Origin of the sequence: Pectobacterium versatile, from assembly GCF_020166435.1 — a bacterium.
Lineage (GTDB): Bacteria > Pseudomonadota > Gammaproteobacteria > Enterobacterales > Enterobacteriaceae > Pectobacterium > Pectobacterium versatile.
Genome location: NZ_JAINZP010000037.1, coordinates 1 through 11,895, shown reverse-complemented (window position 1 = coordinate 11,895; position 11,895 = coordinate 1). Strand labels below are relative to the sequence as shown.

9 protein-coding genes and 2 pseudogenes are annotated in these 11,895 nt (G+C 48.1%); 3 read left to right on the top strand and 8 right to left on the bottom strand.

Annotated elements, in window-relative coordinates; translation table 11 throughout:
• Positions 1–165: 165 nt before the first annotated feature.
• Positions 166–336, bottom strand: a complete 171-nt coding sequence (locus tag K7X24_RS21365) for a hypothetical protein (protein WP_224558220.1) — start codon at positions 334–336, stop codon at positions 166–168.
• Between the two features lie 141 nt (positions 337–477).
• Between K7X24_RS21365 and mobC the strand changes: the two genes are divergently transcribed.
• The 3 genes and pseudogenes from mobC to K7X24_RS21350 form a co-directional block, all read left to right on the top strand.
• The gene (mobC, locus tag K7X24_RS21360) at positions 478–1,227 is read left to right on the top strand and encodes a MobC family replication-relaxation protein (protein WP_224558219.1); all 750 of its coding nucleotides are present in this window, start codon (positions 478–480) and stop codon (positions 1,225–1,227) included.
• A 58-nt stretch (positions 1,228–1,285) separates the two neighbouring features.
• Positions 1,286–1,438, top strand: a pseudogene (locus K7X24_RS21355) (type II toxin-antitoxin system CcdA family antitoxin); the annotation flags it as partial.
• Between the two features lie 3 nt (positions 1,439–1,441).
• Positions 1,442–1,744, top strand: a pseudogene (locus K7X24_RS21350) (IS66 family transposase); the annotation flags it as partial.
• A 198-nt stretch (positions 1,745–1,942) separates the two neighbouring features.
• On the opposite strand, the gene K7X24_RS21345 reads toward K7X24_RS21350, so the two are convergent.
• Genes K7X24_RS21345 through K7X24_RS21315 form a run of 7 tightly spaced genes read right to left on the bottom strand, consistent with a single transcriptional unit; the run spans position 1,943 to position 11,885 of the window.
• Positions 1,943–2,773 carry a TauD/TfdA dioxygenase family protein gene (locus K7X24_RS21345; RefSeq protein ID WP_224558218.1) on the bottom strand — a complete coding sequence of 277 codons (831 nt, stop codon included), beginning with the start codon at positions 2,771–2,773 and terminating at the stop codon, positions 1,943–1,945.
• 1 nt (position 2,774) lies between these two features.
• Positions 2,775–3,950, bottom strand: a complete 1,176-nt coding sequence (locus K7X24_RS21340; protein ID WP_224558217.1) for an MFS transporter — start codon at positions 3,948–3,950, stop codon at positions 2,775–2,777.
• The gene (locus tag K7X24_RS21335; protein WP_224558216.1) at positions 3,947–5,104 is read right to left on the bottom strand and encodes a M42 family metallopeptidase; all 1,158 of its coding nucleotides are present in this window, start codon (positions 5,102–5,104) and stop codon (positions 3,947–3,949) included. Before K7X24_RS21335 ends, K7X24_RS21340 begins: the two co-directional genes overlap by 4 nt.
• Positions 5,105–5,155: 51 nt before the next feature.
• A complete protein-coding gene (locus K7X24_RS21330) occupies positions 5,156–5,995 on the bottom strand; it encodes a GNAT family N-acetyltransferase (RefSeq protein WP_224558215.1) in 840 nt (279 codons plus the stop codon).
• A gap of 36 nt (positions 5,996–6,031) precedes the next feature.
• Positions 6,032–6,769: a thioesterase II family protein gene (locus K7X24_RS21325; protein ID WP_224558214.1), complete on the bottom strand. Its 738-nt coding sequence runs from the start codon at positions 6,767–6,769 to the stop codon at positions 6,032–6,034.
• Between the two features lie 2 nt (positions 6,770–6,771).
• On the bottom strand, positions 6,772–8,697 hold the full coding sequence (locus tag K7X24_RS21320) for a beta-ketoacyl synthase N-terminal-like domain-containing protein (RefSeq protein WP_224558213.1): 1,926 nt from the start codon (positions 8,695–8,697) through the stop codon (positions 6,772–6,774).
• Entirely contained in the window at positions 8,697–11,885 is a 3,189-nt protein-coding gene (locus K7X24_RS21315; RefSeq protein ID WP_411961359.1) for a non-ribosomal peptide synthetase, read from the bottom strand. The genes K7X24_RS21320 and K7X24_RS21315 overlap by 1 nt, the downstream gene beginning before the upstream one ends.
• Positions 11,886–11,895: the final 10 nt, after the last annotated feature.

The following is an 11,895-nucleotide window of genomic DNA, read 5'->3' as shown; positions in this document are numbered from 1 at the left end:
CGCCCACGCGTCGGTTTATTTGGGGGGCATCAGCCCCGCACACCGTCGTGGCTAAGTCTCCGGCCACCAGCCGGTAGCGAGGCGCGACTACCCGCTTTGAAGGCGTTTTCCCATTTTTTCGCTGACCGAAACGGGCAAAAGAAAAAGTGGGCTAAAAACGGCGTCTCAAAGGGGGTAGTCGCGCGTAGCGTGCGACGGTGTGCCGCTGTTGACGTTGGGGGTTTTGGCGTGGCGTCCAGCCGCGACATTACCCCCATGCGACAGGCAATAAGGGCGTCCAGCCCGCATGAACTGGTGCACGCCGTTCTGTGCCGGGAAATGTATTTTCCGGCGCATGGCTGCAAACCAGCCACCTCTTTATCACAACAAGATCGCCTCATGACGTCGACTCATGCCAGTACCCCAAGGTATGCGCCCATGTAATGAGGCGATAAAGCCGAAAGAGCGAACACCCCAGTAAAATGCGAAGGAGGAACCATGCTGATTTCTGATTACCGTGAACGCCGAGCGCGTAGTCACGAAAAAATGCGACTTCTGCTCACCTTTCTGAAAGAAGAAACCTACAGCGACTTTAAAACGTTGATGCTGCTTTTTGATTATAAAAATCACAAACCGCTTTATCTGTTGCTGGCAAAAGCCATCGACATGGGATTGATCCAAAAGCATGAAATAAACACCAGAATGGTGAAAACCTCTCTATGGGGGATCACCAATGACGGATTATCCGTTGTTGCCACACCCCATGAGGATAGTTTTCCTGCACGGTTTGAGCCCTCGAAAGTCACTGGCTGGACGCTGATGCAGCGCCTTGATCGTCAGCTAGCACGGCTCCTTCTTGAGAAGAAAGGCGCTTATGGGTGGATCAGCGGCGCTGATTCAACATTCCGCAGCCGCTATAAGGTATATCATCGCCCGACCGGGGTGATAACGTTACCAGACGGAACCGTCATCGCCGTTGAGACTGAGCGCCATCTGAAAACCAAGGCCCGTTATCAGGCGATTATCACCCAACATTTGATAACTCGTACTCAAAAACGTTGGATGTACGTTTTCTATATCGTGCCCGATCCGCAGATAAAGCGAGCTATTGAACGGATGTTCAATAGCGTGAAATACGCCATCGTTAGCCATCAGCGTATCCCGCTGGAAGCGAAGCACCGCAATGTTTTTCGGGTTTATACGGTTGAGGAGTTGAAGGGGTTGGGGTTGGATTTGAATTTTGGCTAATTGCTGAACAACCACGCGGAGTATATACTAAAGGTATACACATGAGAGGAGCACCATCATGAAACATCGCGTCAGCGTTACCGTAGACAAAGACAATTATCAGGTTCTGAGTGCTGCCGGAGTCAATATTTCCGGGCTGGTGAATGACGCCATTGGCAAAGAAGCCCGCCGCATCAAGGCTGAGGAGTGGAAGAAGGAAAACCGCGAAGGGTGCTTGATAGAAAAAAGCACCACGCTGTCGAAAAGGTCCTGTCTGGGCGAAGCGTTTACTTATACCACTGAACCAGTAGGATACGCTGTGTTACTACTTCGATGATGGCCAGACAGAGCCTGACAACAACGCATCTGAGCGGCGTTACGCACAGTATGTCTGGGAAAGAAAAATTATATCATCCTCAACTGCGACCACTGTGGTAAGCTTGGAGCATTGCTGTATAGCCTGCTCGGAACGCGCAGGCTGAACTGTATTGATCTGAAAACCTATTTTCGCCATCTTCTGAGCGTGCTGCCGGAGTGATCCGGCAACAAAGTGTCCGTGCTGCTGCCATGGAACGCAGCTCTTACCGTTAAACAACCATCAACACGGCACTGAATTAGGGTCAGTGTTAGACATATACTTAAGTCTATCTCTTAAATTAAGAGACTTCCCCTGCCTGGCTTTTTACGAGGCTCACTCAATTACGACGTCTGTATATCAGTTAAATGGGGTGTAAAATTACACGATGACGACTCTGCGCATAATACGTGCCTGACCTGCCGGCACTGCCCCGTCTCCGGTGTGTAATGTCGAACCATTATCCCATATCACTAAGTCCCCCTCCTTGTACTGATGCGCGTAAATATAATCCGGCTTTTCACAATGAGCATAAACGGTACTCAGGCAAGACTGGCTCTCTTCTTCCGTCATACCTGATATTGCGTCTGTGTGAGTCCAGTTAACATAAATTGATTTACGCCCTGTCTCTGGATGTGGACGCAACACAGAATGCAGAGTATCAGGTCGCTGATCTTCAGGTTCAATAGTTAACATAAAACCGCGTTCCTGGCAGCGCTGCATCAGTTTTTGAGAAAAACCGAAAATAGCCTGCTTATCCTCCAGCTTTTCCTTAAGTGCCAAGGGTAAATCATCGCAGGCTGCCAGCGTATTACAGAACAGCGTCTTTCCACCTTGCTCAGGAACTTTCTCAGCATAAAAGGTAGTAAACCGTGGGGGCTCTTTTTCATAACACATATCGGAATGCCAGATAGGAAACCCAGGGCCGGGATACCCTTGCGCCTCACCATTTTTCTGAACGTTAGTCACATAAGTCATTTCCGGCCATGGGCAGGTATTCTTTTTCAGCGGGTGCGGAAAAATGTCTCCTAATTTACGGCAAAAGATAATCTGTTCTTCAGGTGTTAATTGCTGCCCTGAAATAACCACTACCTGATGATTTAGCACGAGCCTGATCAAGGACTCAGCATCTGACTGATCGATTGACTTTACATTAATTCCGGTTACTTTGAGCCCAAATCCCAGACTCAGTTCTGTATGTTCAAATTCCATATCATACTCCGTATTTAATTTTAACAATTGAAACAGCACTAACAGCCAGAAAAGAAACAATGAGAACCATCACACTCAAATCGTAAATTTCATGTCTGAAAAAAAACAGCAACAGGCCAGTGATCAGAAAAGTGATGAAAAATTGCTGAAATCCCTGAAAAGCAGCAGCCTGAATCGGTATATCGGGAAATGTTTGTAATGCAGCAGAAATGGCAGGTCCGAAATAAAGGCCACAGTTTACTTGCATCATCATTATCCAGGTAACAAACCCATAAAAAGGCAATTCATAGAAAACAGTGACCGTTGCTAAAAAAGCAGACAATACTATCTGAGCTATCAGGCAGTGCTCCAAAAGCAGCCCTGAAGGCTCTTTCTGCCGTGATAGAGCACCCATGTAACTGCCAATCATGAAGCAACCCGAAGCTATAGAAAACAACAATGCAAGCGCCCATTTGTCCTGCAGATAGACCGTATGCACAATAAAAGGCGAGGTAGAAAAGAATAAAAAGATCCAACTCATGCCTGCTGATGAACATATAGCATAACGCCAGAATAGAGGACTCCGTGCAATCTGCCCGTAATATTGCCGAGGCGCAGGCTGCGTGCGCCAGTAAAATAAAGGACTAACCCGAAAAAATAAAAGCAGAATCAGGCACCCCGTCAACGCGAGCATAAAAAATATGCCACGCCAGTTAGCCCCTGTGTTGAGAATTGCAACACCCACCAGAGGTGCAAGCAATGGTCCAAGGCTAGTTATGCCTGACAGAATACTGTGTCCTTTGGTTACCTGTGATGCTGTAAAACTTTGTGTGATTAATGCCATTGATATAACCAGTGTTGTACAGGACGCCAAAGCCTGCATAAAACGCAACACGAGTATTCCGGTATAAGATGTTATGAACGCAATACCTGCTGAACTCAAAATAAACAACACAATTGCCAGCAAAAATAATTGATGATCACTGAAACGGGTGGCACCCAACCCGACCAGGAGCTGGCAAAGAGCAAAACCCAGAATAAAAATATTCAGCATCCACTGCATCTGACCAGCGGTTAACTGGAGAGACACGGCCATGTCAGGCAGCGCTGGCAAGAGCATATCCATTGCCAGCGCCCCCAGAAGCGCTGGCAAAGTCAACATTAGCATGATCAGCCAAAATCTACGCTGATGGTTCATAGCTTATCCCTGCTTATCTCCTGTAACGCCACTTTGAGTAACTGAAGCATGGCATCATAATCCTGCCGCGCCATAATTCCCCATTGACTGTGAGCATAACGTACCGGTAGAGCCAAATTAATGGCTCGGACACCCTTTCCAGAAAACTGTAGCGAAGAGGCATCCTGACCGTAACTGTGTTCACTCTCCCACTGTTTCGGAATATTGTGAGCACGGGCTACATCATGAATAAACGTCACTAACCGAGTATCGGGTAACATACTTCCGTCGTAGATGAACAAAGCCGGCCCAGCACCCAGTATGGGGGTAGTTTCTTGGGTAAATTGAGTAGGGTAATCTTTTGCAATGCCCGCTTCCAGATTCAAAATCACATCAGCATCAACCTGCCCAGCCAGCGCGGCGGCGCCTCGCATGCCGACTTCTTCCTGTACGGTTGCAGCAAAGGTGAGATTGAGATGTTGATAAGTTTCAGGGTTTTTACTGATGTCAGCCAGCAGTTCGGTCATCATGGCAAGAAGAGCGCGATCGTCAAATGCTTTAGCCGCATAGCGTTTACCCGGATCCAGAATCGTGAACTCAGCGGCAGGCGTGATAGCTAAACCAGGCCTGACACCTCTATCCAACAGTTGCTGCCGAGTAAGTCCCGTATCAAAGAATAGTTTTGCCGATGTGACCGCTGGAGGAACGCTGAAATCATTGAGTACATGCGGTGCATCCATTCCAGTGAAAGCAGGCAGCGTTTTATCGCCAATCGAAATATTCCAGCGATGCCCCCATAAAACATGATCTATCCAACCTCCTAATGGTTTTGCTTTAATATATCCTCGCTCATCAATATCTGTGATGATAAACCCCACCTCATCCATATGAGCCATGATCAACACATGGAGATTGTTTTTTGATTTCTCTGATTCTTTGTTTTTAATCCGCGCAATAACATTACCTACATTGTCAATGGATATATCAACATTATTATTTTTCCACAGTTCGATTATGACATTTCGCACAGGCCCTTCAAAACTACTTGCGCCTGGAAGATTCGTTAGCTTTTCAATTAAACTTTCCGTTTCATCCTGTGCGTTAATCGAGAATGAAAAGAAGTATGACATTAAAGTCAAAAATAAAAATATAGTCGTACTCAGGGAACGATACATATCATCTCTCAAAGAATAAAAATTAAAAAACGGTATTTACATGTCCTTGCATTAGGCCGTAGCAGACAGATTCCATACTTCAAATTTACCGGAAATTTTGAAACCAGATTTCTTGTAAATATTCAGTCCATCAGGAGATGCCTGAAGCACGCAAATTTTTGCTTGTTTTTTCTGTGCTAACTGTAAAGCACTGTGAAACATCTCGCTACCAAAGCCTTGCCTACGCCATTTTTCCGGCGTCGCAATATCAAAAACTCCTGCAACATTGTCTTTTAAATACAGGGTAGCCGTCGACACAGGTACCCCATCCAGATACCCTACCAACTGAATAAGATGTTCATCCAGACGAGTACAATGTTCACCTGCTGCCTGATAAATTGCACGGATGTTTTCTGCTTCAACAGGGTTACCCGGCTCGAATATAGCTGATAAAACCTGTCCAAAATCCCGAAACCGCACCGGACTATCACAATATTCGATGCAAGATAATACTTTTTTCGGACAAGCTGGTATCGGTGCAGTAAGAGGAAAATACATTCCTACATCATTTTCTTCATGACACCAGCCTGCCTGTTCCAATAACTCTGCAATAACCGTCGTGGGTTCAGCAAACCACCACGCTGCTGGCATATTTCTTTGACGATAATATTGGGTAATATGCGTAATATCTTCCTGTGATGTCGGCGTTCCAAAAACAGTATTAAAGGTATCAGAGCGTTTACCACAGTCGATGTACTGAAGTCCGTTAAGGTAGCGTACCTGCATATCCGGCAACTGCCGAGCTAGAGAGGAAAATTTTTCAGAAATATTATCCGACATATAAAGACTGACATTCACTTCATTGATGTTAATCATATTTTTCTCTGTATTTTTAATGATCATATCGTGCATACGTATTTTTACCTATCGTTAAATTGGGTGAATTTATTAATTATTTCCAACCGAAGTTAAGACTTCACAGATAAGCCTCATTACATTTTCTGATTGCTGGTGATGATAAAAATGATCACCTTTATGAGGATAAAAGGCGATGTTCTCTCCGCTGGAAAATCGCCTCCATCCGTCAATCATCTTTTGTGTGATCAAATCATCCTCCGTTCCCCATAAAATATGGATCGGGGTCCGCAAAGGTTCAGATATCGGACTGACATACTTTTCACACAAGCAAATATCCTGGCGTAATGTGGCCAGGAAGGGATACAACAGTTCTGGCTGCTCAAGCAAGAAAGTCTCTGTCCCTCCCATGCCTGCCAGCTCTCGGATTAATTGTTTATCACCCAGACCAGTAAGGCTTCGGATAATCGGTTCATCAGGTGCCCGGCAACCTGAAATAAAGAGAGCATGAGCAGGCTTATCCCAGTAACTTTCCATTTTACACGCCAGCTCAAATGCAATCAGACCTCCCATGCTGTGACCAAAAAATACTATCTTTTTATCCATGAGATTTTCTAGTTCAGGCATTATCAAATCTGCCATTGACTGGATACTATCGGGCATAACGTCTTCCCTTCTGGCTCCACGGGCTGGCAATTGCAAATATCGGCAATCCGCATGCTGAGAAAAATACCTGAACCAAGGCATATAAGCCTCACCACAACTGCCGGCATGAGGAATAAAAAGGATGACAGAATCTGCTCTGTTATTACGTACCGGGCTGAGATACACAGTCACATCTCCTCATAATCAGTAGTGACTTCCTGTGGCACTACGTCTGCTTTCTCACTGTCCTTCTGTTTCAGCCGCCTGACAAAATGGCTTAGCTTTGGCGCAGCGTAGATATCGGCGATATTCACGGTGGTGAAGCCCTGCTGCTTTAATGCCTGTATAAGTTGAACAGAAAGCAGAGAATTCCCGCCTGCTTCAAAAAAATGGGTGTCAGTGGTGGGTTTATCACTGAACCCTAGGCATTTTTGCCAGGCCGCGACAATCAGGGTTTCGGGATCGCTATCACGTCCCCCCCCTTCAGGCTGAATGAAGTTCTTGCCGGACTGATCAGCTGGTGACGGGATGCTGTGGCTGTCAAGAGGTGTCGCTGGTAGCGCGATTCTGTACAGCCCCTCATTTTTATTCAGTGCTGGCGGAGCATCCTCACAATGCATAATGCTCAGGGGAGTCCCGTCAGCAACCTGCTGTAACTGCTGCTGCCAGTGCTCCCAGTTCTGTACAGCCAAATGACAACGGTAGCTGTACTTTTCAGAAAGATAACGTTGTTGAAGCGTCCAGGCGCAATATGGCAGTGTGTCAGGCGACATGGATTTAGTCGCTTCGCGCAACTGACGTGCCAGTTCCTGTACCCCCTGCCCAGTGGATGCAGCCAAAGGGATAAGGAAGGGCCCAGTTATATGCTTCATTTCTCGTGGTGGTGCCGCGCCCAATACCATATGCACATTTGTTCCACCAACGCCAAGCGACGTGACGACGCTCATGCGTGATGCACCACGCCATGGCAAGGGCCGGGCATGTAAAGCAAAAGAAGACGTGCCTTTGAGCATCGTGCCGGTCTTGTGAGGCTGCGGATAGATCAGTTGGTTGTGGAATGACAGCAGACATTTTGCAACGCCCGCAAGGCCACTTGCCGCATCCAGATGACCGATATTTGCTTTGATACTCCCGAGTGAAGGGAGCGGCATCTGGCAACCATAGACTTCACTCAAGGCAGCCAGCTCAATCGCGTCCCCCATACTTGTTGCCGTACCATGACCTTCTATAAAGCCAATATCGCTGGCTTTTACTCCAGCCACTTTTAACGCACGCTGCATAACGGCAATCTGTTGGTCAATACTCGGTGCCGTGAAACTGACCTTTTTTCTACCATCATTATTAACTGCGCTGCCCTTGATTATGCCCCAACACGGGGCTCCCTCCAGCAGTGCTTGTTCCAGCGGTTGCAGTACGAGCACAACCGCCCCGGTCCCGCCAATAGTGCCATCAGCATCTTCAGTAAAAGGGCAACAGGAGCCGGATGGAGAAAATATCATTCCTTCACTGACAGGGTATGCTTCCTTTAACGGCAATGTCAGTGAAACACCTGCGACAAGCGCAATAGAGCACTCTCCCATTCGTAAAGCCTGGCAAGCCTGATGCAAGGCAGCAAGACCACTGGAACAGCCGCTTTGTACCGTGATTGCAGGCCCCGTGAGGTCAAGATGCCAAGCAATACGCGTCGCTAAAAAGTCTTTATCATTGGCGAGCAACAGGTTATAGCGGGCAATAGCATTGTCTGCATCCTGTTCCAGACAGGCCCGCCAGTGAGACTGATTAGCGGAGCAACTGGCAAACACGCCACATTCAATAGCCTGTCGGCTACTAAGCGAACGATATCCGGCAGACTCCAACGCTTTGACTGCTTCCTCAAGCGCCAGTCTGTGTTGCGGGTCCAGACGGCTGGCCTCCGCTTCAGCCAGCCGAAAATACTGGGAATCAAACCAGTCGTGCCGTTGAATTATTCCTCTGGCACCCACTCTGTCAGGATGCTCGTTATCAAACCGTTCAATTGCCGACCCAGCATCAGCCAACAATTCATGAAGTTGCCACGGTGTGTCACTTGCGGGCAGGCGAACACTCATTCCTGTGATTGCGATATCCATAGTCATTAGATCGTTTCTTCCTCAAAAAACTGGTCAACCAACCGTTGTTGGTCACGGATGCAGGGATGGCGAAATATGTCAAGTAAAGTAATAACAGGTTGCTCCAGCAATTTATTCAACTGCTGAACCAGCAATGCCGCCTTGATTGAGCTGCCACCCGCTTCAAAAAATGGCAAATCATCTGGCAGGCTTTCGTGGCCAAGGATTTGCTGCCAGATGTACTGTACCGGTTGTGTTGGATGCTGTTGAGAAAGACCGGTGTCCGTTAACGGGTCAGGCAGTTGACTTTCGTCTATTTTGCCGTTTACCGTTAGCGGAAGGGCGGCAATACGCATCAGCTTCTCGGGGATTGCCCATACAGGCAGCGATTGCGACAAACGTTTTGTAACCGTTTGCGGCGTAATATCCTGTTCCGCGACATACCAGGCGGCCAACATGCGTGTACCACCGCCTATGTGAATCGCTCTTACGACACAAGCCTTTATGCCCGGAATCTGTCTGAGTGTGACGCTGATTTCATCCAGTTCAACGCGATGGCCGTTGATTTTTACCTGTTTATCCAGCCTGCCCAAGTAATACAGTTGCCCATTGCCGTCAGCAACAGCCAAATCACCACTAAAGTAATAGCGATTTGTCTGACTGACCAGTGTGCCAAACCGCTGCTGATTGAGCGCCGGCGAGTTAAGATATCCGGGACTCACCCCATCTCCGCTGATACACAATTCGCCAGGAACGCCAACTGGGCAGAGCAATCCTCGTTTATCCCGCAGTACAATTCCATTATCTGCAAGCGGCTTGCCGATACATGACATCGTGTCGTCGGGGGACATCTCATGCACAGTGGCATGAACAGTAATTTCAGTGATGCCGTACATATTGATCAGGCGAGTTTGTTCTGAGCCGTAACACTGCCACCACGGATTTAAATCTGCCGGACGTAACGCCTCTCCACCAAAAATAATCATCCTCGGGCGATGATTTAACGTCGTACCCGTGGTCCCAATGAAGTTACGGAACGCAGTGGGTGTCAGACTTAATACCGTAATACAGTGTTGATCCAACAAGGAGGCGAAGCCGACCATGTCAGTTGCCAGGGCTGGAGGAACGATGACTAGACGCCCACCATAGAGTAAGGCACCAAATATTTCCCACACTGAAAAGTCAAATGCAAAGGAGTGAAACAACGTCCAGCTATCCTGCTCGCCAAAGTTGGCCCATTGTTGACAGGCGCTGAACAGTCTGCAGACGTTATGATGCGTTACAGTGACACCTTTAGGCTGCCCTGTTGTCCCAGACGTAAATATGACATATGCCAGATCGTCTCCGGAAACCGATACTGGTGTCATACTCTGGTTCGGGCGCAGGAGCACGCTGTAATGAATGTCTTTCGACGCAGGTATGACCGAATCATCCACCACCGTCAGGCAAACTTTACTTTGTTGAGCAATATAGTGATTTCGCGCAGACGGATTACGGGGATCAAGCGGCACATAGAAAGCACCTGTACGCAATACCGCGCATAAAACGGCAATCAATCGCCAGCCTTTTTCCATACTGACACCGACGGCATCGCCCGGTTTAACCCCTGAAGCCTGTAATCCAGCGGCTAGGCTTTCCGTTTCCTGCCACAACCGGGCATACGTTATTGCGGTATCGTCATCCTGAACAGCAATACGGCTGGAAAAGATTTCTGCACTGGTGGCCAGCCAACTCACCAGCGATGTAGCAGTTGCCACAGGGGAGGATTCCTGCAATGCCTGTAATAAAGGCTGCTGCGCTAGAGGAACTGGGTTGATTTGACGGAGTACCGTGTCTTCCATCGCGCAGCCCTGACAGAGGAGTTGTTTGAACAACTGGGAGAGTGTGCTTACCCATTCCGGATAAACCGTGTCTCCCTGATATTCAAAAATCACTCTTAAATCGCCCTCTTCCGTCACAATAGCGGAAACCACCAGCGGTGCTTTGGCTTCCTGAGGCTGATAAAAATCACAGCGAACAGACAGGTCAAAAGATGTTCCCATGCCCTGTAGAAAATCCATATAGCTAAATAGCGTACTGAACATGGCATCTTTATCTGCCACACCTTCCAGATCGGCCATTATTCCGTCTATGGCTACGTCCTGCCAGGCCAGACTATCACTGAGCTGTTTCTGAATTTTCCGGAGCACATCCCCCGCGTTGCTCTCATCGTTCAACTGACAACGTAAAGGCAGCGTATTGGTCATATTCGCAACACAACGCTGTAACTCTGATTGCTGGCGGTTTGCCACAGGAGTGGCGATCACTATGTCCTGATTTCCGCTTAATCGCTGAAGCGCGATAAATAATGTCGTCATGAGCAATACCGGCAGCGTGACGCCTTTTTCACGCCCTTTATCTACCAGCTCTTGATGTACCTCACGGCTGAAAGTCCAGGAGAGTGAGCCATCGGGTACATTGCACAACGCCTGAGGCCAGACAGGTTTTGACTGAAATCCGTTCAAAACGTCTTGCCAGTAAGACTGGGCGGCCCGCCGACGTGCCTCATCGGGTTCAGTTATCACATAAGTCGCTGGTGCTGAATGCCTCTCATCCCGGTAAAGTGATGCGATGTTCTGAAGCAACGCACGTAAGCCAAGCCCGTCCACTGCGGTATGAGCGATTGAAAGCAACAACGTGCTGCCCACAGCATGACCATTGTTAAGCAACAATGCCCGAACAGGAGGCTCAGACTCCAACTGAAATGGAATCGCATAAAATGCAGATAGTTCACCGTCTGTGCCCGTACCACATTCCTGCCGCCACACGTCATCCAGACATGCAGGACGATAGCAGGCCCCCTGCTCATCCGGTTCGATACAGCAAGATAAAGCCCGACTCCTGTGAAGCACGGTGAGAAATGACTGTTTTAAGCGAGGAACATCGACGCCCTCATCAAAACATAATGTTACTCCGATGTTGTAGCAGGCTCTGGCACGATGCGTTTGATACACCTTAAACATGCGGTACTCAATTGCACTCAAGCGATCGGCTTCAAGCGTAAGTGGCGCCGAAACCGCCCCAACAGACACAGGCATCCTTTGAATCTGTTGTTCCAGATCCCTGAGAGTGACGTTCTGTCTCAGCAAAGTATCAAGACTCACTAACTTACCGAGCTGTGTGCGGAGCAGTGTCTGAAATCTCACAGCAGAAAGGGAATCCCCACCCTGCGCCATGAATGCCGCT